This window comes from Amycolatopsis sp. NPDC054798, from assembly GCF_053611505.1.
In genome coordinates this window covers 1-21,663 of sequence record NZ_JBSHAM010000083.1, presented here as the reverse complement: position 1 = coordinate 21,663, position 21,663 = coordinate 1, and the positions used below count along the sequence as shown (strand labels likewise).

The following is a 21,663-nucleotide window of genomic DNA, read 5'->3' as shown; positions in this document are numbered from 1 at the left end:
GCCGTCAGGACCGCGGCGCACCGTTTCCTCCTCCCCGGGTCAGAAGGTGATCGAGAATCCTTCGATCGAACCGGTGTCGAACCGGTTGACGTCCTTGACACTCAGCTTCCAGGTGCCGTTCGCCGATTCGGCGGAGGCGTCCACGGTGTAGGAGGTGTGCACGCCGGTCGCTTCGCCGACCCCGCCGGCCTTGCGCAGCGAGTACACCTTCCCGCTCGGGCCGACGAGGTCCACCGCGAGGTCCGCGGTGTAGGTGTGGGCGATGTCGACCTTCACCGGAAGAGTCGCCGAGGCCTTGCCGTCGCAGCTGTCCTGGGTCACCGAACTGGTCACCGCGTCGCCGGCGTCCGGAATGGCCACCGGAGCGGTGTTCGACTTGACGCCGCACTTCGGAGCGGGCCCGGTGCCGCCGATGAAGGAGACGTTCAGCAGCTTGTTCGGCGAACCGCTGCCCGGGTTCTTGATCACGCCGTCGACCGCCCCGGCCACCAGGGCGTCGCGCGCCTGCTGCGCGGTGGCGCCCGGGTTCGCGGCGAGATAGAGCGCCGCCGCGCCGGTGACGTGCGGCGTGGCCATCGACGTCCCGCTCATGTTCGCGGAGCTGCCGTTCGACAGCCCGAGGGACGTGATGTTGTTGCCCGGCGCGAAAATGTCGGTGCAGGAGCCGTAGTTCGAGAACGACGCCCGGTTGTCGTTCTCGTCGGAGGCGTTCACCGTGATCGCCTCCGGCACGCGTGCCGGGCTGGTGTTGCACGCGTCGGCCGAGGAGTTCCCGGCGGCGACGGAGTAGACCACGCCGGAAGCGATGGACTTCTTGATCGCGTCGTCTCCGACCCCGACCTGGTCCATGGTCAGGCTCATGTTCGCCACGGCGGGTTTGGCCGCGTTCGCGGTGACCCACTCCATCGCGTCGACCGCGGCGGAGTCCGGGCCGTTGCCGGAACAGTCGTTGCCGAGCACCTTGAGCGCGACGATCTTGACCTTCTTCGCCACGCCGTAGGACTTGCTGCCGATGGTGCCCGCGGTGTGCGAACCGTGCCCGTTGCAGTCGATGCCGTTGCCGCCGACGAAGTCCTTGCCGACGCTCGCGCGTCCTTCGTACTCCGGGTTGTCCGGCTTGATCCCGGTGTCGAGGTCGTAGGCGGTGACGCCTTCGCCGGTGTTGGGGTAGGTGTAGCTGTGGTCGAGCGGCAGGCTCTTCTGGTCGATCCGGTCGAGGCCCCAGGTCGCGTTCTGCTGAGTGTCGGCGACCTTGGCCGTGCCGTCCTCATAGACGGTGCGCACGGCCGGATCGGCGGCGAGCCGGCGCGCCTGCTGTTCGGTCATCCCGCGCACGGAGAACCCGTGCATGGCGGCCGAGTACGTGGAGCGGACTTCGCCGCCGTAACGCTGCGTGAGCGAAGCCGCCGAGGACTGCCCGCTGTAAGCGTCCTTGAGGGCCACGATGTACTGGTCGCCGTAGTGCTGTCTGGCCGGCACCACAGTGCCCTCGGCCGCCTGTGCCACGCCCGCCGTGCCCAGCGCCGTCGCGCCGAACACGGCGAGCGCCAGTGCCGTAGTTGCCTTCCTGCGCATCTGGAACTCACCCCGAAACTCGTCGGTTGCCTGTGACGGAGAGCCACAGAAGCACCACTCTTCGGCGGGACGCCGGGTCCGAACAAGCGAGGCTGCGGTCCGTAGGACTACGTAACTATTGCCCGCCGCGCTGCCGTCCTACGAAAGTCCGGTAACCGGCCGTGCGGGTTCCGTGAGCATCCGCCGCGACCTAAACTCCGTTCACGAGAAGGATGGTTTGGGTGCTGTGCGGCTTTTTCCGGAATCGGGAGGCCATGGTGCGCAACGACGCCGCCGCGGGGGCCGCCGCGCTCGTCGGCCGCGCCGAGGAGCTGCGCTCGCTCGTGGCGGCCAGCACCCGGCCGCCGTCGGTCGTGCTGGTCGAGGGCGAGGCGGGCGTCGGGAAGACCCGGCTGGTCGCGGAATCGCTCCGGTGCCGCGAGCTGACCGGCCGCCGGGTCCTCGCCGGGTGCGGGCAGGCGATGCGCGAGCCGTTCCCGTACGGCGCGGTGCTCGAAGCGCTGCGCGACGCCGGCCGGCACCTGCCCGACGCACGGCCGCTCACCAGCGTCGCCGGGGCGCTCCGCCCGTACCTGCCCGAACTCGGTGCGCACCTTCCCGAGGCCCCGCCCTCGCTCGGCGACCGCCGTGCCGACCAGCACCGGCTCTTCCGAGCGGTCCGCGAGGTGCTCGACGCGCTCGGGCCGGTGCTGCTGGTCGTCGAAGACGTGCATTGGTGTGACGACGGATCGCGTCGGCTCCTGCGGTTTCTCACGGCCGAACCGCCGCGGGACACCAGTCTGCTGCTCACCTACCGCCGGGAGGAGGCACCAGGCGGAGTCGCGCTCGGCAGCGCCTTCCGGCCCGCGGCCGGCGTGACGAACCTGCTGCTGGAGTTGCGGCCCCTCGACGTCGAGGGGACCCGGCTGCTCGCAAGCGAACTGCTCGGCGAAACTGTGTCCGCGGAGTTCGCCGCGCTGGTGCACGAGCGCACCTCCGGAATTCCATTCGTCATCGAGGAAATGGTGCGCACGCTGGACGCGCAGACCGCCGCGCACGCCGATCGCCTGACTGTGCGCCGTATCCTCGACGGCGTCGGCGTGCCCACGCGGCTGCGCGAAGCCGTGCTCGAACGACTCTCCGGTCTTCCCGTGCCCGCGAGACGAATTACCGAGACTGCCGCGGTGCTCGGCGTGCCCGCGTCCGCGCAACTCCTCGGTGCGTTGGCCGGGCTGCCGCCACAGCGAGCCAGGAAGGCCCTCGTGCTCGCTCTCGAACGGCACGCGCTGGTCGAACTGGCGGACTTTCACTACGGCTTCCGGCACGCGCTCGCGCGACAGGCGGTGTACGGCACTATCCCGGGCCCCGATCGGCAAGAGCTGCACAAGCGAGCGGTTTCCCTGCTCTGCCGCCAGAATCCCGCGCCGTTGACGCAGCTGGCCCACCACAGCAGGAAGGCAGGCGCGCTCGCCGACGCGCGGCACTACGCCGAGGCGGCCGCCGACGCCGCCACGTCGGCCGGCGATCTCGCGACCGCGACCGAACTGCTGTGCACCCTGCTGTCGGAACCGGGACTCGATTCGTCCGATGTGGACCGGATGGCGGTGAAGCTGAGCGAACTGGCCAATTACGGCACCGCCCAGCACGAAGTGGCGAGCGCGCTGGAGCGGCTGCTGTCCGACGACCGGCTTTCCCGCACCCACCGCGGGCAGATCCGGCTCAGCCGCGGCCTGCTGCTGATCCGCCAGGCGGGCAGCATCGAGGCGGCGCGCACCCAGATCGAGCTCGCCGTGCACGATCTCGGCCACCGGCCCGATCTCGCCGGCCGCGGCATCGCGGTGCTGGGCCAGCCGTGGTTCGGGGCCACGCCGGTCGCCGAGCACCTGCGCTGGCTCGACCGGGCGGACGAGGCCGTCGCGAACACGACCGATCGTACCCTCGTGCTGACGCTGCTGGCGAACAGCCTTCCTTCCCGGCTCCAGATCGGCGACCCGGACGCGCTGGCGGCGATGGACGCCGTCTCGCCTGCGGTCTCGTCGGCCGAACAGCAACGCCAGCTGGCCCGGCTGCACGCAAATGTCGCCGACGCGTGCGCGTGGATCGGCCATTACCGGCGCGCGGGCAGCATGGTGCGCAGCGCGATCGAACTCGCGTCGGACTGCGGCGCGCCGTACCTGATCGGCATCGCGCGCTCCACCGGCGTGCACGCCGACTGGCTCACCGGAAGGTGGGACGGGCTCGAGGACAAGGCCCGCGCGCTGCTGGCGGAGCACCGGGAGCTGCTGCCGATGAGCGGGGAGCTTTCCCTCGTGCTCGGGCTGCTGGCGACCGCCCGCGGCGAACGGGACCGGGCCGCCGCCCATTTCGCGGCGGTCGGCCCCGACGAACCGGAGAACGCGGTGACCCCCGTGGTGCTCGCCGCGCACACTGGGATCGCGAGCATGCTGCTGTCGCACTCCGAGCACGAGGCAGCCGCGGCGCGCGCGGACCGCGGACTGGAATTGCTGCGCGCCAAGGGGATCTGGGCCTGGTCGGGCGAGCTGCTGCCGGTCGCCGTCGAGGCGTACTGCCGCGTCGGGCGCACCGGGGCCGCCGCCGCGCTGGCCGACGAGGCCGAACAGGAGGTGCGCCACCTCGACGCACCCCTCGCCGCCGTCGCGCTGCTGGTATGTCACGGCCTCCTTTCCGCACATCATGGCGACCACGCGCACGCAGTGAAGTTCTTCCACGAAGCGAGCGAAGGCTACGACCGGCTGCCCGCGCCGTATCCGGCAGCACTGGCCAGGGAACAGCTCGCGCGAAGCAGGCTTGCGACGGGCGAACCGGGTGCCGCCGAGTCGTTCCCCGACCTGGCGGAGGAGTTCGCCCGGCTCGGCGCGACCCGGGCGGCCGCCCGCTGCCGCCACACCCACCGCGCGACCGGCGCGGTGGCCCCGTCGAGGCGCGGAAGACGCGGCTACGGCAACGAGCTTTCCCCGCGGGAACAGGACGTCGCCCGGCTTCTCGCGGACGGGCACACCAACCGGGAGATCGCCGAGGTGCTGTTCCTGTCCCGGCGCACGGTGGAACAGCATGTCGCCAGCGTGCTGCGGAAACTCAAGGTCGCCTCGCGCGGCGAGCTGGCCACCGCGGCACGGTGATCCGCGGGTCGTGTTGATCGGCGGGTGCCTGGCTTCGGGTGAGCGGCAGCGGACGGGACCGCGCTGAGCTCGGGTCATTTCGACTACACGACCGGCGTAACTGCGTTAACCGGTCACCGAGTCCTCGGCTGGCTCAAACCGCTGCAAGACACGGCATTCGGCGCCACGGCCGGGGCGCGGCCCCCACCGGGTCGGGTGATCGCGACGACAAGACACTCTTCCCGACCGATGCGAAGGTGATCTTGCCAGGGGTGCCCAGGGGAGAGGTGCGGGATGGACTCGGTGGTCGCACGCATCATTCCGGTGACGGTCGTTGCGTTGCCGCTGTCGCAGATCCTGTGGGTCGTGCTGGCGGTGCGCCGGAGCCGGCGCCTGCCGGTCCCGATCGCGACGTTCACCGCCGCGATCGACACCGCGATCCTGCTCTGCTGCGGGCTGGTCGCCGTCCTGGTCACCGCGCCCGTGGGAAACGCCGAAGGCCGCACCCTGCATCTGCTTCCGGGCCAGGACATCGCCAATCTGGGGGAAGACGCGGGCTGGCAGATCGCGGGCAACCTGGTTCTGCTGGCCCCGCTCGCGGCGCTGGTCTCGGTGCGGTCGCCCAGGCTGCAGTCAGTCGCACGCGTAGCGGCGGCCGCGGCGCTCGTCTCGATCGGGATCGAAGCGGTGCAGTACGTGCTGGACGCCGGCCGGGTCAGCGCCACCGACGACGTGCTGCTGAACACGATCGGTGCCACTGCCAGCGCGAGCTTGACTCGCAGTCTCTGGTGTGCAGTTCCTCCGACGATCCCCGGCCCGCGCACGAGCATCGAGGCCGTGACCCCTGGATCGGCTCCTCCTGTCGGGTTGCCGGATTTACCCGCCAGAGTTCAGCCCGGGAGCGCGGACTCGCGTGCCCCTGACGGGACTTAGCGCGTCGTGCCGGTCCGTGGCGTCAGCCCGTTCGTCGACAAACGGACGGGCAAGCCTTACCTTGGCCGAGTTCGATCACCGGGTCGGCAAGCCCTGCCGGACCGGACGCCGCGACAAGGACGGGCCCTGATGGACGACCGCGAGTTCTGGACGCTCGTCTCCCTGGTGCGGCGGGACCCTCCGGCGCGGGATCAGGCCGCTTTCGCTCCGTTGGAAGAGGAACTCGGCAAGCGCGGCGAGGCGGAGATCAAGCGCTTCGAGGACATCCTCGCCCGGCTTCTGTACGACCTGGACCGGTCCGAACTCGCCGCGACGCCGTCCGCCGCCACCGGGCTGCCCCTGTCCGACGATTCCTTCCTTTACTGCCGGGCAGCGGTGGTGCTGGCGGGGGAGCGGGCCTACCGCTCGGTTCTCGAAGACCCGGAGAAATTCCGCCGGTACACCGGGGACGGCGGGCCGGAAGCGGAATTCCTGCTCTACGTCGCACAACACGCCTACGAGAGTTCGACGGGAAAAGAATGGGAGCACGTCAGTCCCGTCGACTACGAGACGGGGTCGAATCCTGACGGCTGGAGCTGATTTCCTTGTGCTCCAGGAGAGTCGTGCCGAACATCCGGTTTCCTACGCTCGCGCATCGCAGCGTCCTCGAAGCACTGGTCGTCGAACTCAAAGCCGATCCTGACCTGCGCGGCGTGCTGCTGGGCGGTTCGGTGGCCCGCGGCACCGCACGGCCTGATTCCGACCTTCTCGCGGTAATCGAGTCGGCGACGAGTCCTGGGGTTACGCGTTTCTCGACGGCGTCGTCCTCCACGACCCCGAGGGCGTCGTCGCCCGCCTCGCCGCGAGCGTCGTCGATATTCATGCGCGCTACCGTGTGCCGACGCCGGTCAGGGCCCATTACGCCTCGCTTTGGCAGCATGTCCGCCCCAAGATGCAGGCGGTGCTTCGACGGGACGATCTCACTGTTCCCTACGACGTCTCGTCCCGATTACGTGCGATCCTTCGCGCGTCGCCGAAAGAGTCGCTGCGGCTGCAGATCGAACTGGTCGTTACATTCGAAACGCACCTCGAGAATCTGTGAATCGGCGTCGCGATCCGGGACTTGCCCGGAAGTCGGCGTTCGCGGTCGCGCGGCGGTGGGGACCGGCGCACCACCATCCAGCGCAGCTGGGAAAACCTCAGCCGATTCTCCTCGGCAGTGAAACCTGCGGTCGGCCCGACGCGGGAAGACATCTCGGGCCACCGCAACGAAATCCCGGTGCTCACGGCGCGAGGCGCGTTCCTCTCTTCGGCCCAGCAAGGCGACGGATCTTCATCCGGTTGGTCTAGCTCTGTAACGCCGCCGCACGGGCGGCGACCCATTCGTGTGCGAGCCGGTCGAGGGCTGGGGAGCGGTAGGGAGGACGGGTGGTCGACTCAGGCACTCACGTCGAGGTTGCCGGGGATTTCCGCGGGCAGCTGGTGGTCGGCGACCACAACATCACCGTCTACGCCGAGCAGTCAGTGGTCACCGTCGTCCCGCCGGGCCAGCAGCCGCGGCCGGAGCGGCGGCCCGGTGCGCGGCTGCTGCCGCGGAGGGCGGTCCCGCCGGTGGGCCGGGAGCGGGATTTGGCCGCAGTGCGCGCCGCGGTCGCCGAACACGATCTGGTGCAGCTGTACGGGGTGCCCGGCGCGGGCAAGAGCACGCTGCTGCGCCATGCCGCCCGAGAACTGGCCGGCGATCGTGCGGACGTGGTCTTCCTGCCTGCCCGCGGGCGGGAGGTCGCGGATTTGCTGCAGGAGGTGTTCGAGGCCTGTTACGAGGCTCCTGGTTACCGCCCGTCCCCGGCGGAACTTCGCCGCCTGATGACCGAAGTGCCGTTGCTGCTGCTGGTCGACGATCTCGATCGGTCTGCCGACGAGCGGGCCGTGCTGCTGGACGGGATGCCCGAGGCGACGGTGGTGTGCACGGCCACCGAGCGCAGCGTGTGGAACGACGGCATGGCGCTCCCGGTGACTGGTCTGACCGAGGAGTCCGCGCGCACCCTGCTGGCCACTGCGCTGGGACGGCCGTTGCGGGCCGAGGAACAGGCCGCCGCGGCGGAGTTGTGGCAGGCCAGCGACGGTCTGCCGCTGTTGCTGCTGCGCGCGGTCTCTGCCGGAGCCGACGGCGAGGCGGTGCTGGCGCGGGCCGCGAGCCTGGAGGAGTTGCTGCCCCGGGTGCTGACAGTCCTGAGTGGACCCGCGAGGGAGGCGATGGCGTTGCTGAACCTGCCCGGGACGCCAGTGCTCTCGCCGGAGGTCATGCCCTGGCTCGTCGGTGACGCGGCTGCGCTGCCCGCGGCGTTGGCCGAATTGACCGCGCGGGGCTTGGTGCTGGAGGACGACTGCGGTTACCGGATGGCCCCCGGCGTCGCCGACGCGCTCCCGTCCGAGTCGGCCATCCCGCCGGAGACCGCGGAACGTCTGGCCACTGGCCTGCTGTCCTGGCTCGCCTCGCCGAACCTGGCACCGCAGCTGGTAGCCGAGCACGCCGAATTGATCGGTGCGGTCATCGACGTCACTGTGGGTGCCGGAGTAGCCGGGGCGGGCGCACAGCTGGCCAAGGCGGCTGCTCCGTTCGCCGCGTGTTCGCTGCGGCTGAACGCGTGGGAGCGCATCCTCGGACGCGGGAAGATCGCCGCCGAGCGCGCCGGAAACCGGTCGATACTGGCGTATCTCACCCACGAGGACGGGATTCGCAGCCTGGTGACCGGAAAACGGGTGGCCGCAGCGGCCGCGATCGGGGCGGCGGTGGCGGTGTGGCATGAACTCGGCCAGACGGCCCAGATCACGGTGGCCCAGCACGCCCACGCGATCACCGGCTCGGCTGCGCATGCCGCGGGGCACGCGAGCGCGCACGTGGCCGCGCCTGCCGCGAAGACAGCAGCGGTCGGCGCGAAAAGCGCTGCGGGGGCAGCCAAGGGCACGGTGTTCGGGGTGAAGGCCGGGGTCGGGGCGGGCACGAAACTCGCCGTCGCCGGGGTGGCGACGGCGGTCGTCGGCGGGGCTGGTTATCTGGGCGTACAAGCCTTCCTGCCTCCCGCCACGTCCACTGCGACCTCCGAGCGGCCGGTCGCGGTGGCGACTGCACCGCAGCTGACCGGTGCCCAGCTGGCTTCCGCGCTGGTGCCGCAGTCCTCGTTCCCCGACGACATGGGGGTCGCGGCGGGCAGCGAGGTGACCAGCGGCGCGGCCTTGAGCACGGCACAGCCCCAGCACAATCTGGCCGCGATGAGCTGCACCGACTGGTCGGTGCTGCTGCTGAAAGCCACGTTCGTGCCCGGTTTCGGCGAGTCGGCGTTCGCCGCGAACAGCCATGCCACCGATGCGGACCGCCAGCAGGCCGTCTACGTGGACCAGGCGATCTACCAGTTTCCCTCGGCCGCCGCCGCGTCGGAGTTCTTCACCGGCGTGCGCCGGGTGCTGTCCGGCTGCGGCAAACTGGACAGCCAGCACGGGGCACCGCTGAGCGACGCCGCGTTCGAGGGGCATCCGGGGTTCACCGTCGGCCTGACCCCGTTGCTGCGCACGGCCAGCAGCTACGACCTGTACGGCCTGACCTATCCGCGTTATGTGCTCGACGGCGACTACGTGTACGCGATGGCGGAGGGAATGGGCCGCAACAGCCTGGTCGGCTCCCTCACCGGCCTCGATTACCTTATCCCGCAAGGACTCTCCCGGATGATCAGCAACGTCACCGCGTTGCACCCGGACGCGAAACCCGCTCCGGCGACCGCTCCGGCCACCGGCCCGGCATCGAGCACCGGGGAACCGCCGCCGACCGGGCCGGCCGCTGTGGTGCGCAGCTACATCGACGCGATCAACGCCCACCGCTACCAGCAGGCGTGGACGCTGGGCGGAGACAACCTGCACCAGACGTACAGCCAGTTCGTCGCCGGTTTCGCCGGGACCGACCACGACGAGCTGAAGATCGTCGCAGTTCAGGGCAACGTGGTCACCGTCGACCTGACCGCGGTGCAGACCGACCACACCCGGCGGACCTACACCGGCACCTACACCGTCAGCGGCGGAGCCATCACCGCTCACTCGATCCACCGCACCGGCTGATCCCCATCGCGCAAGGAAGGCCAAACCCGATGACTGAGCCAGGGCACGACCGGATCACCATCCATGTCGGAAACGACCTTTCCGGCCAAGTGGTGCTGGGCAACGACAACGTCACCACCGCCGGCGACTACCACGCCGCCGGGCCGGTCAGCCAAGCCGATCTGGACACCCTCGCCGCGCTGCTGGGCGAGATCCGCGCGGCGCTGCCCGCCGACGCGGCCGAAACCGGCGGCGCCCAGCTCGACGACCTGGAGGAGGCGATCACCGCGGACCCCCCGGATCTGACCGCGATGAAACGGGTCCGCGACTGGTTCGCCCGGCACGTTCCCGCCCTCGCCAGCGCGATCGGCCGGATCGTGCTGCACCCGATAGTGGTCCGGACGGTCGACGCGGCCGGTGACACGCTGGCCGCCGATTTCCGTCGTCAATTCGGCGGCTGAGCTTCTTCGCCGCAGCGCATGGGACGGGCGCCAGACCGCCTGCCGCGGCTCCGGGGATCCACGCGGGCCGTACCTGAGCGATCGCGCCCCAGGCGATCAGAATGGCGAACACGGTGACCACCGCGGCTGCCCGGGCCGGACGATCGCCCGGCCAGGACAGCCGCGGATCAGCGGTTCAAAGCCGCGCCGCGAGTTCCGCCCAGCCCGGAGCCCCGACCCGGACGAACATCGGCGTCGTATCCAACGGAGCCGTGTAGCCGCGCAACGTCCGGCCGCCCCATTCGACCCGTTTGGTGTGCGGGTCGAACCACAGCCCCGGCGGCAACGCGATGTCCCGCGCGGTGCCCGCCGTGATCATCGGGGCCGCCAGCAGCGCGGGGCCCAGCATCCACTCGTCGTCGATGGTGTCGAAGCGATGGTCGGCGGGGAAGTCGAAGTACACCGGCCGCATGATCGGCGTGCCGTCCGCCACCGCCCGCTGTACCTGCGTTTTCAGGTAATCCGCCAGCTTCGCGTGGGTGCGGACCGCGTCGGCGTACAGCTTCGCGGTGTCGGCCGGGTAGGCGACCGGTTTGCCCGTCGTCGTGTCGACCGTCGTCACCGGGGACGTCGACGCGTACATCAGCGGCATCAGCGACGCGGCCTGCGCCCACCGCACCAGCACCTCGCGCGACGGCGGCGGCATGCTGTTCGAGCCGCCGATCATGTCCGTCTCGACGAACGGGTAGCCGTTGGCGGAGATCGCCGACGCGCGGCGCAGCGAAGTGCGCAGACCGTCCCAGGTGGTGTCCGCGTCGACCGCGCGGATCACGAAACCGTAGCGCTGGTTGCCCCAGTGCGTGCGGATGCCCGCGCCCTGCTGGTCGAACGCGTCGGTCATGTCCGCGCCGAGCTTCTGGTAGTCCTGCGGGGTCAGGTTCCCGGTGGTGGCGCAGCGGTCGTCGAAGAAACGGGTGTCGAATTTGAAGCCGTCGACGCCGTAGTCCGCCATCAGCTTCCGGAGGTTGCCGGTGTACCAGTCGCGGGCCTGCGGGTTGCCGAGGTCGATGATGCCCGCGGTGCCGTTCCACCAGGTCACCGTGCACGGCTGGGCCGGGTTTCCCTTGGCGCGCACCAGATAGCCGTGGTCGCGGGCATAGGCGTAGTTCGCCGAGTCCAGGTTGATCCAGAAGGTGGTCCACAGGCCGAATTTCTGGCCCATGGCGTGGATTCCGTCGGCCAGCTTCTTCGGGTCCGGGAACGTCTTCGGGTCGAAGGTCAGGTTGCCGTAGTTGGATTCCCATTTGTCGTCGAGCTGCACGGTGTGCCCGGCGACGCCCGCCGCTTTCAGGTCCCGGGCCCACGAAAGGACCTTGTCCTGGTCGATGTCGCGGTAGTACTGCGCCCAGGAATTCCACAAAGGACTCGCGTACTCGCTGTCGGTCGCGTCGCTCTTGGCCGGCTTGCCGACCTCGCCGACGTAGTCGTCGTACACCGCGCGGCGGTTCGACTCCACGAAAACCGTGCTCGCGTATTCCGCGGAGTTCGTCACGGCCAGGTCGGCGCGACCGCCGGCCAGCGAGACCTTCATCGGCTGCGCGGTGCGGACGAAGAGCCCGACTGATTTCGAGGTGAAGAAGTAGGGCTCCTGCATCATGTAGCTGGCGGGGGAGAACTCCGGCTCGTCCACTGTCCCGGCGGAAAGCGGGTACGGCTGGGTTTTCCCTTCGCTGGTTTCGCCGCCGCCGTACCAGTGGCCGGACGTCGTCAGGTCGAAGTGCGTCGCGCGCTGTCCAGCGGCGAGCCCGTCGACCGACCACTTCAGCTCGAACCGGTCCGGGCGCGGGGTGATTCGCAAAGTCACCGGGCGGCCCGCGGTGCTGTCGGCCTTGGCGACGACGGTCGCGCCCTCTCGGGAGACCGACCGCACGCGCGTCGCTACGCCGCCGTCGAAGGTGAATGCGTCGGACGCGGTGCGCAGCAACTGTTCGCCGCCGCGCGAAAGGCTGATGCCCAGGCGAGCGGTGTCGATGCGCAGGTGATAGCCGGGGGAATCGGGACCGCGCGGCACTGAGATCGAAGAGAGCGGTTCCGCCGAGGCGGGAGCCGCGACGGAACCGGTGAGGATGAGCCCGGCCGCCGCGTACGCGAGTCGTCGAGGCACTGGAGCCTCCTATTCTGCGTGAATATGCTCAATGTGACACTCGAACCTGCAGTAGTAAGCACATCGCGCAGTGGCTTTGTCAAGGCCCGCGGTGGACAGCCAGACCGGGGTGCCGCGCGCGAGAAACCTGGAGTCCTCAATGGACTCGGGCACGCTGGTACCGCCGTCCGCGAAAGAAACGGCGGACGGCGGGCCGGGACCGGCGGTCAGGCGATCTGCACCGGGATCCCGGCGGCCTTCAGCGCGGCGGTGACGTCGGGATCGGCGTCGGTGTCCGTCACGACTTCGTGGATGTCGGAGATGTCGCAGATGCGGGCGAAGGCGCGGCGGCCGAGTTTCGAGCTGTCCGCCACGGCCACCACGCGGGCCGCGTTCTGCACCATGAGCCGGTTGATGTCCGCCTCGCCCTCGTGGCAGGCGAACGCGCCGGCCGTAGGGTGCAGCGCGTCCACGCCGAGGAACAGCAGGTCCAGGCTGAGCTGGCTGAGCACCAGGGTGGCCAGCGGCCCGCTCAGCTCGAAGGACTGCGGGCGGGCGACCCCTCCGGTGACGACGATCTTCATGTTCGGCCGCACGGCCAGCTCGTGGGCGATGTTGAGCGCGTTGGTCACGACGGTGAGACCGGGCGCGTCGGCCAGGTCCGCGCGCATGGCCAGTGCCCGGGCCACGCCCGCGGTCGTGGTGCCGCCGTTGAGGCCGACCACCATGCCGTTGGACACCAGCGCCGCGGCCGCCGCGCTGATCCGCTGTTTTTCCGGGGCGTGGCGGGCGGTTTTGTACCGCAGCGGCAGGTCGTAGGCCAGGTCGTTCGCGACGGCTCCGCCGTGGGTGCGGGTGAGCAGCTGCTGTTCGGCGAGGTGGTCCAGATCGCGGCGGATCGTGGCGGCGGAGACGTTCAGCTCCGCGGCCACCTCTTCGACGTCGAGTTTCTCCCGTTTCGCCAAGAGGTCCAACAGTGTGCTCAACCGTTCATGCCGAGCCATCGGCTTGTGCTCCCTTCGAGCCGGTCCCCGTGCCTGCGTGCCCGCCGCCGCGCCATTGTTCACCCATCTGGCCCGTCGCGCTCATCCGCCCCCGCCGCCGGATTTCATCCGGAAGTCGTATTCGGCGGGCAGCGGGCCAGGGGAGATCGCGTGCCACACATCGCTCAGCGACGTCTCGCCCTCGCGGATCCCGGGAACGACGAACCCGCGCTCGTACACCTCGCGGGCCCCTTCGAGATCTCCGAGCGCGAGCGAGGTCCGCGCGCGGAGCAACGCGAACCGGCCCTCGACCGGCCACGGTTCGAGCATTTCCCGTGCGGTGCCGGGATCTCCGGCGGCCAGGTGCGCGGCGACGGCCTCCAGCGCCAGCGGAGCCAGTTTCGGCAGCAGGTCCACCGCCTTCCGGTAGTACTCCGCGGCGCGCGCCGGATCGTCCTGGGCGACCGCGAGGTTGCGCCACGCCCAGCCGTTCGGCTCCGCTTCGAGCGACCGGCGCCAGGCCGCCGCCGCGCCGTCACGGTCGCCTGCCGCCCAGCGCGCGATTCCCCGGTGGTACCAGGTGAGCCAGCCTTCGTCGGGCAAAGCTTCGAGCAGAGCGGCCCAGTGGCGGTTGACCAGTGTGTCCGGTGGCTCGGCGGCGGGTTCGCCCCGGGGCGCCACGCCGTCGAGCAGGTCCAGCCACGGCTGCTGGGCCGCGCCGAGGCTGCTTTCGGGAAACGGCGTGCCGGGCAGTTCCGCCAGCATCCGGCGGGTTTCCAGCGCACCCCAACCGGATCCCGCCGCCAGGAGTTCCCCGGGAGCGGCGTCCGCGACCGCGCGCCATTCGCGCCACCGCCGGTCCAGTTCGCCCGTGCTGGGCAGTCCATCTGCGACCGAGGCGAGCGCGGCGGCCCAGTCCGGTCCGTGCGCGATCTCCGGGTCGGCCGCGACCGGGCCGTAGCTTTCGAGCCAGTCCCACGACGCACCCGCGGGCAGGCGCAGATGTTCGAGCTGTGTCCGGGCCAGCCCGGCCTGGATTTCGAGGTACCCGTCCATTCCCGGCGCGAGCCATTCCTGCCACCGCCGTCCGCCCGCGGATTCGCCCCACACGAAGAGTTTCCGCCCGCGCAGCCGCGCCGTGGACGCCTGTCCGAGCCCGTGCCCGGCCGCATCGACCGCAGCGATCCACGGCGGTCCGTCGACTTCGAAGAAATAGTCGGCCGCCGCCTCCGCCCGCGCGGGATAGGTCAGGCCGCCGGTGACGTCGACGAGTTCCAGCCGCCCGGAGTAGCCGTAGTGCCAGGCTCGCGCGGCCGGGGCGAGCACGCGGGTCCCGGCAGTCTGTGCCACCGCGGTGTTGGACCACCAGTACACCGGCACGTCGTGGGCGTGCGGATTGCGGATCCGCACGCCGACGAACAGCTGCCGCGATCCTTCGGGCAGCCAGAAATCCAGCTGGTACGGCAGATCGCGGGTGCGTTCCCATTCCCACAGCCGCAGCACCGGTTCGCCGCCGGGGCCGGGCGCCTCGGCGGCGAACATCGGCGCGCAGGTCAGCGTGGTGTGCCCGGTGCTGCCGAGGTTCCATTCGACGCCGCCGGCGAACCACGCGTCGCGCAGCGCCAGGTTCGCCGGCTGGAACACCGGGTTGCGGTACACCAGGTCCCGGCCGGTTTTCTTGTCCAGCAGGGAATGCAGCCGCCCGCCGAGTCCGGGAAGGACGGTCGCGCGCAGCAGGTCGTTCTCCAGCACCAGCGCGGGCAGCCGCTGTTCGGTGCGGTCGCGGCCGTAGCCGTCCTGCATCCGGCACGGCAGCACCGTGTCCAGCCGGCCGTAGGACAGGTTCGCCGCCAGGTCCGCGGGCAGTTCGTCCGCATTGGCCACCGACGCCGCCGGTTCGCTCCGGAGCAGCGGCGGCAACGGGTTCTCCGGGCCGAGCGCGGCGGCGGGGAGCACGAGTTCGGTGCGGGTGATCGTGCTCATGCGTCCGGAAGCCGTTCGCCGGTGGCGGCGTCGAACAGGTGCGCCGCGCCGGTCCGCGGCGCCAGCGAGATCTCCTCGCCGCGCCGCCACGGCGCCATGCCCGGCGTCCGCACGGTCAGCACCCGGTCCCCGGTCCGGCAGTAGAGGTACTGGTCGCTGCCGAGTTCCTCCACCACTTCGACGACCGCGCGGTAGCCGTCGCCGCCGATGTCCCAGCCTTCCGGCCGCACGCCGACGACGATCCCCGGCCCGGTCAGCGCGGACCGCTGCGCCGGGGTCAGCGGGAGCGTGCCGTCGCCCACCGCCGCGCCGGAACTGTCCACTGTGGTCTCGATGAGGTTCATCGCGGGGGAGCCGATGAAGCCCGCGACGAACACGTTGCGCGGGCGCTCGAACAGCCCGACCGGCGAATCGCACTGCTGCAGCACGCCGTCGCGCAGCACGGCCACCCGGTCGCCCATGGTCATCGCTTCGATCTGGTCGTGCGTGACGTACAGCGTGGTGGTGCCGAGCCGCCGCTGCAGCGACGCGATCTGCGTGCGGGTCTGCACCCGCAGTTTGGCGTCCAGATTGGACAGCGGTTCGTCCATCAGGAACACGCTCGGCTCCCGCACGATCGCGCGGCCCATCGCCACCCGCTGCCGCTGCCCGCCGGACAGTTTCGCCGGACGCCGGTCGAGATAGCCGGTGAGGTCCAGGGTCTCCGCGGCCTCGCGGACCCGGCGTTCGCGTTCGTCCTTCGGCATGCGGGCGAGCTTGAGGTGGAAGCCGATGTTCTCCGCGACGGTCATGTGCGGATAGAGCGCGTAGTTCTGGAACACCATCGCGATGTCCCGTTCCTTCGGCGGCAGCTCGGTGACGTCCCGGTCGCCGATGTGGATCGAGCCGCCGTCCACGCCCTCCAGCCCGGCGAGCATCCGCAAGGTGGTCGATTTGCCGCAGCCCGACGGGCCGACCAGCACCAGGAACTCGCCGTCGGCGACCTCGAGGTCGAGCCCGTCCACCGCGGGGCGCTCGACCCCGGCGTAGTAGCGGGTGGTGTCGGTGAAACTCACGGTGGCCATCAGAGTCCTACTTTCCGGCGCCGAGGGTCAGGCCGGTGATGATCCGGCGGGCGAGCACGACGTAGAGCAGCAGCATCGGGAGCACGACGATCGCCACCCCGGCGATCAGCCCGCCGTACTCGGACTGGTAGCTGGCCGCGCCGTAGAAGGTGAACAGTGCGCGCGACAGCGTGAAATGGGCCTGGTCTTTGAGGAACACGATCGCGAGCAGGGTTTCGTTCCACAACCCGATCGCGTTGAGCGTCAGTGCGGTGATCACGCCGCCGCGGGCCATCGGCAGCACGACCGAGACGAACACCCGCACCGGCGAGGCGCCGTCGAGCACCGCGGCCTCTTCGATCTCGTCCGGCAGCGAGCGGAAGAACCCGGTCAGCAGGAATACGGTGAACGGGATCGACAGCGCCACGTAGAGCACGAACAGCCCGTACTGGTTGTCCAGGTGGATTTCGCTGAACGCGACGAACAGCGGGATGATCACGGTCTGGAACGGCACCCCCATGCCGATCGCGACGCCGTTGGTCAGCACGCCCGAACCGCGCACCCCGAGCCGGGTGAGCGCGTAGGCGCACGGCGCGGAGATCGCGACCGTGACGACCGTCGCCAACCCGACCAAGACCACTGTGGACAGCACGGCGTCGCCGAATCCCGCGTTGTTCCAGGCGTAGACGAAATTCCGGAACGGCTTGCCGACGTGGAACCATTGGTACGGCAGGGCGAACGGCTTGGTGAAGATCTCGACCGGGGTCTTGAACGACGCGGTGATCAGCCAGTACAGCACCAGCAGGTTGCCCGCGGTGAACAGCCACACGACCACTGAGCCGAGCAGCCGCAGCGGGCTGAGCCTGCGGCTGCCGGGAGCCGGGCGGGGCCGGCGCGGCGGGGTGCGCCGGGGCTTGCCCGCCGTACTGCCGCGCGGCGGCGTTTCCGTGACGGTCACAGGGTCTCCTTCAGAACTGGATGGCGTCACGGCGCATCAGCCGGCGCAGGAGCACGACGAGGATCGAGACGAGCGCGATCATCGCGACCGCGCAGGCGCAGGCCGCGCCGAAGTCCGGCGTGCCGTTCGAGCCGAAGGTCCGGTCGAACACGTAGATGCCGAGCGTCCACGCCCGGTTCGGCGGCGCGTAGGTGCCGGGCCCGGCGAGCACGAAGACGAGTTCGAAGATCTTGAGCGCGTTGATCGTCCACAGCACCCCGGCCACGCCCACCACGTCCCAGGTGAGCGGCAGCGTGATGGAGCGGAACTTCTGCCAGGGCGAGGCCCCGCCCAGGTCCGCGTCCTCGTAGAGGTAGGGCGGGATCTGGTCCACCGCGGCCATCAGGATGGTGATGTAGAAGCCGGAACTGGCCCAGATCAGCGACGCGGTCACGACCCCGGTCACGTTCTCCGGGGCGAGGAACTTCGCCGCGTCCGCGCCGAGGTGCTCCAGCACGTAGTTGGCGAGCCCCTGTTTGCCCGGCTGGTACTTGAACACGAAGCCGAGGAACATGCCGAGCGCGACCGGGGCGACGATGTTCGGGAAGAACAGGATCGCCCGCACGATCTTCCCGCCGCGCATGTCCCGCAGCACCATGGTGAACAGGAACGCGAGCAGGAAGGTGCCGATGCCGCCGAGGAACACGTAGATCAGCGTGTTGCCGAAGGCGTAGCGGAACGAGTCGCTCTGCCACATCCGCACGTAGTTCCCGACGCCCTGCGGCCGAGGCGTGTCGCCCGCGCCGGACCAGCTGGTGAAGCTGAGCACCACGGTCGCGATCGTCGGCAGCACCAGGAACGCCAGGTAGAGCGCCAGCGCGGGGGCGGCGAAAGGCCAGAACAGCTTGCGTTTGCGGCTGAGGTGCGGCCCGAGCGCGGGCCGCCGCCCGGCCCGGGCCGCCTCCGTGACAGTGGCCATCAGTGCTGGTTCTTCCAGAAGGCGGCGGACTTCTGCGCGAGCTGCGCCACGAACGCCTCCGGGGTCAGCTGTCCCTTCAGCAGCGCGGTGTCGGCGGGGTCGAACACGTCGGTCTGCCATTTGCCGCCGGCGATCGCGTCGATGCCGTCGTATTGCAGCACGTGCTCCTTCTTCTGGTCGTCCAGGACGGCCTTGGCCGGCTTCAGGTCGTCCGGCACCGCGAGGTCGGGCCGGGGCACCAGGTTGTCGGCCACCGCGGGGATGCCGGCGAGGTTGCCCTTGTTGAGGAAGTAGGCGATGAACGCCTTGGCCGCGTCGGCGTTCTTCGCCTTCTTGGGCACGGCGAAGCCGATCGACATCTGCTCCACGGTGTCGTGCGTGGCGCCGGGCGGCATCGGGAACTGGAACGAGCCGTAGTCGATCTTCGTGCCCGCGCCTTGTTTGTCGAGGTATTCCCGGGTTTCGCTGGGAGCCCAGGTGCCGACGTAGAGGAAGCGGGCGTCGCCGTCCGCCCAGCGCTGCTGGATCTGCGGGAACTTGGCCGCGTCCCAGCCGTCGATGAAGTACTTCGAGATCCGCGCGGTCTGCGCGGCCGCCTCGCGGAACCCGGGAACGTCGGTCCACGCGCGTCCGGTCGGGTCCTGCGCCGCCTTCGCCAGCCCGCCCGCGCCGACGTAGCGTTCGGCCAGCTGGGTGAAGTAGTACATGTTGTAGAACGGGATGTCGCCGTCCTGGCTGACCGCCGCCTTGCCGTCCGCCTTCGCCTTGTCGAACAGGCCGACCATCTCGTCCATGGTCTTCGGCTGGCCGAGCGCGCCGCCCGCGGCCTTGTTGTACCACCAGGCGCTGGACTGGATCTCGTACGGCACGAGGAAGCTGTGCCCCTCGCGGTCCTTGTTCTGCGGGAAGTCGTACGAGGTGGGGGAGAGGACGTCCTTGACCGTCTTGTCGCCTTCGCCGATCTTCATGCCGAAGACGTCGTCGAGGCTTTGCGTGCCGCCCGGCGTCATGATCGCCGCGCCGACCTTGCTGACGTCCTGGTCGAACAGGTCGGGCACGGTGTCGGTGTTGAGCGCGGGGACCAGGTTCTGGGTGTAGGCCTTGCGGCCGAGCCACTGCACGTCGACCTTCACGCCGGTCTTGTCCCCGAAGCACTTCAGCGCTTTTTGCAGCACCTTGCCCTGCGGCTCGTCCGCGGTCCACATGGACCAGTACACGAGCTTCCCGCCGCTCGCCGGTTTCACGGCCGGTTCCGGACAGGGCGACGCAAGGAACTCGGCCGCGCCGGGGAGCGCGTTTTCCCCTGAGCCGCCGTCTGCCGCGTCCCCGCCGCCGCACCCGGCGAGCAGCAGCGTCGCCGCTAAGGTCGAGCCCACGAGCTTGTGAAACCGCATCAGCCACCACCTGATCGAGGTCGAAAGACCACACACTGAGTGCGTGTTGCTGCGCATTTTTGGCGCTTACCAATCACTTGTCAACATTCAAGCCGAGGTTTGCCGTGGCATCGTGATCCGCGGACGAACACCCTCTGGTCTGCGCAAAGAGGGTCGAATGGCGGGTTGACAGTGCAAAATCGATCACTAAGACTGTGTGAACTTGTTCGTTCTTGTCGGTTGCTGATGCCGATCGCCTGCGAGGAACCGAGCCCTATGCCACGCTTCCGCACTCCGTTCGCCGCCGGTGCGGCCCTGGCCCTCACCGCCGGGACCTGCGCCGTGCCCCTGTCCGCGCACGCCGACCCCGGCTACTCCGTGTCGGTCGGGGCCGTCGCCGAATACCCGTTCCCGACCGACACCCCGGCCGCTCCGTTCCTGGACCGGGACGGGACCTTCCACTTCCAGCAGTCGGCCGCCCTCTACGGCAAGGAAGGCCCGCGCGTCTGGGACTTCTACACCGGCAAGGACTTCGACTCGGCCCGGCGCGACAAGGGACTGAGCGACGCGGTGAACCCGGCGGAGCCGCGCGACCGCAACAACGACACGACGTGGCGGTGCAACACCAGCCCCACTGGCCGCGAGGCGACCGACCCGCCCGCCGGGTCGAGCTACACCCAGAAGAACTTCTGCGATCTCGTCGGCACCTGGATCGATCCGGACACCGGCTACTGGTACGGCTTGGTGCACAACGAGTTCACGCCCGAACCGTTCGGTGCCTATTCGTTCTCCCACTACGACGCGATCGACTGGGCGGTGTCGGCGGACCAGGGCCGCACCTGGCGCATCGGCGGGCACGCGATCACGTCGCCGTACTCGACGAAACGCGGCGACACGGCGGCGTTCCCGAACCAGACTTTCGACTACGGCGACGGCGATCCGCGGCTGTTCGCCGATCCGAAGTCCGGCTACTTCTACGTCTACTACGGCTCTCGCGTCGTGACTAAGGCCGGCGAGGGCGGCGGCGGGTTCAGCGGCCTCGCCCACGTGGCCCGCGCGCCGATGTCCGGGAAGATGGGCACCGGAACGTGGCAGAAGTGGTACGACGGCCGATGGTCGCAGCCGGGCGTCGGCGGCAAGGAAAGCAACCTCGTGCCCACGGACGTCGACCCGCTCGGCTACACCCCGCCGGACAAGGACTACGACCCGGGGCGCACCGGCACCGCCGCCCAGCAGGTGGCCGCCGGGACGCTGCCGCGCAAATCCGACCTGTTCGTCATGAACATCGCCTACGACGCGCACCTCGGGCTGTACATCGGCGAGCCGGAAGCGGTCGATTCGGCCGGTCCGCAGCGGTTCTATGCGACCGAAGACCTGGCGAACCCGAAGTGGCGGCTGATCGGCGACACCGGTTCCTACCGCGACCAGTCGTGGTACCGCTGGTTCGTCGACTCGGCGAGCCGGACCACCGGGACGATCGTGGGGAAGACCTTCCGGTCCTATTGCTCGATTTCGTGCACGGACGGCCGCGACGGCGTCTACGCGGACGTGACCGTCACGTCCGCCGCCCCGGCGCCGTCGTTGGTCGACCCGAGCCGGGTCTACCGGATCGGCTCCGGTCGCGTGCTCGCCCAGTCCGGCCGCACCGGCACCACGTCCGTGCCCTCGTGGCTGGCCGGCGACCGCGCGAACTGGCGGTTCACCCCGGTCGGCGACGGCTCCTACCGCATCACCAACGCCTCGAGCGGCTTGGCACTGGGCGTTCCGGCTGTTCCCTCCGGCCGCGCCTGGGGGACCGCGCCGAGCCTGAGCACCGGCTCCGGCGTTGCCCAGCAATGGTTCCTGGTCCCGGCGGACAGCGGGACGCGGCTGGTCAACCGCTACAGCGGACTGGTGCTCGCGCTGTCGGCCGAGCCGGGACGGCTGAGCGAGACCACGCCAGCGCGCGCCTGGACTGACCACAGCGGCAGCCTGGTCGGCGACGGCCGCACCGCGGGGGAGCAGACCCTTCAGCTCACGCCGCGCCGCTGAACTTCGGCAGGTCCGTGAAGGGCTCCTTGAGGGAATCAGATTCCCGCAAGGAGCCCAACACGGGCCCCGTACCCGGC

General features: G+C 70.0%; 14 protein-coding genes and 1 pseudogene. 6 read left to right on the top strand and 9 right to left on the bottom strand.

Annotation, left to right across the window (positions count from 1 at the left end):
• Positions 1-39: 39 nt before the first annotated feature.
• Positions 40-1,575, bottom strand: a complete 1,536-nt coding sequence (locus ACWGIC_RS35265; protein ID WP_452080261.1) for a S8 family peptidase — start codon at positions 1,573-1,575, stop codon at positions 40-42.
• 254 nt (positions 1,576-1,829) lie between these two features.
• On the opposite strand from ACWGIC_RS35265, the gene ACWGIC_RS35260 reads away from it, so the two are divergent.
• From ACWGIC_RS35260 to ACWGIC_RS35240, 5 genes are all read left to right on the top strand, one after another.
• The gene (locus tag ACWGIC_RS35260; RefSeq protein WP_452080260.1) at positions 1,830-4,694 is read left to right on the top strand and encodes an ATP-binding protein; all 2,865 of its coding nucleotides are present in this window, start codon (positions 1,830-1,832) and stop codon (positions 4,692-4,694) included.
• 273 nt (positions 4,695-4,967) lie between these two features.
• Positions 4,968-5,606: a VanZ family protein gene (locus tag ACWGIC_RS35255; protein WP_452080259.1), complete on the top strand. Its 639-nt coding sequence runs from the start codon at positions 4,968-4,970 to the stop codon at positions 5,604-5,606.
• 129 nt (positions 5,607-5,735) lie between these two features.
• Positions 5,736-6,185 carry a DUF4240 domain-containing protein gene (locus tag ACWGIC_RS35250; RefSeq protein ID WP_452080258.1) on the top strand — a complete coding sequence of 150 codons (450 nt, stop codon included), beginning with the start codon at positions 5,736-5,738 and terminating at the stop codon, positions 6,183-6,185.
• 828 nt (positions 6,186-7,013) lie between these two features.
• Positions 7,014-9,695, top strand: coding sequence for a sensor domain-containing protein (locus tag ACWGIC_RS35245; protein ID WP_452080257.1), 2,682 nt, complete (start codon positions 7,014-7,016; stop codon positions 9,693-9,695).
• Positions 9,696-9,724: 29 nt separating this feature from the next.
• Entirely contained in the window at positions 9,725-10,135 is a 411-nt protein-coding gene (locus tag ACWGIC_RS35240) for a hypothetical protein (RefSeq protein ID WP_452080256.1), read from the top strand.
• A 175-nt stretch (positions 10,136-10,310) separates the two neighbouring features.
• Here the strand turns inward: ACWGIC_RS35240 and ACWGIC_RS35235 are convergent, their stop codons facing one another.
• The 8 genes and pseudogenes from ACWGIC_RS35235 to ACWGIC_RS35200 form a co-directional block, all read right to left on the bottom strand.
• Positions 10,311-10,538, bottom strand: coding sequence for a hypothetical protein (locus tag ACWGIC_RS35235; protein WP_452080270.1), 228 nt, complete (start codon positions 10,536-10,538; stop codon positions 10,311-10,313).
• Between the two features lie 96 nt (positions 10,539-10,634).
• Positions 10,635-11,705 (bottom strand): annotated as a pseudogene (locus ACWGIC_RS35230) (glycoside hydrolase family 31 protein); the annotation flags it as partial.
• Positions 11,706-12,484: 779 nt separating this feature from the next.
• Entirely contained in the window at positions 12,485-13,261 is a 777-nt protein-coding gene (locus ACWGIC_RS35225) for a DeoR/GlpR family DNA-binding transcription regulator (protein WP_452080255.1), read from the bottom strand.
• 81 nt (positions 13,262-13,342) lie between these two features.
• Positions 13,343-15,223, bottom strand: coding sequence for a DUF5107 domain-containing protein (locus ACWGIC_RS35220; protein ID WP_452080254.1), 1,881 nt, complete (start codon positions 15,221-15,223; stop codon positions 13,343-13,345).
• Positions 15,220-16,287, bottom strand: a complete 1,068-nt coding sequence (locus tag ACWGIC_RS35215; protein ID WP_452080253.1) for an ABC transporter ATP-binding protein — start codon at positions 16,285-16,287, stop codon at positions 15,220-15,222. Before ACWGIC_RS35215 ends, ACWGIC_RS35220 begins: the two co-directional genes overlap by 4 nt.
• A 7-nt stretch (positions 16,288-16,294) precedes the next feature.
• A complete protein-coding gene (locus ACWGIC_RS35210) occupies positions 16,295-17,224 on the bottom strand; it encodes a carbohydrate ABC transporter permease (protein ID WP_452080252.1) in 930 nt (309 codons plus the stop codon).
• Between the two features lie 10 nt (positions 17,225-17,234).
• A complete protein-coding gene (locus ACWGIC_RS35205) occupies positions 17,235-18,182 on the bottom strand; it encodes a carbohydrate ABC transporter permease (protein WP_452080251.1) in 948 nt (315 codons plus the stop codon).
• Entirely contained in the window at positions 18,182-19,576 is a 1,395-nt protein-coding gene (locus tag ACWGIC_RS35200) for an ABC transporter substrate-binding protein (RefSeq protein WP_452080250.1), read from the bottom strand. The genes ACWGIC_RS35205 and ACWGIC_RS35200 overlap by 1 nt, the downstream gene beginning before the upstream one ends.
• A 255-nt stretch (positions 19,577-19,831) precedes the next feature.
• Here ACWGIC_RS35200 and ACWGIC_RS35195 point away from each other — a divergent pair, with 255 nt between their 5' ends.
• The gene (locus ACWGIC_RS35195; RefSeq protein WP_452080249.1) at positions 19,832-21,586 is read left to right on the top strand and encodes an RICIN domain-containing protein; all 1,755 of its coding nucleotides are present in this window, start codon (positions 19,832-19,834) and stop codon (positions 21,584-21,586) included.
• Positions 21,587-21,663 lie beyond the last annotated feature (77 nt).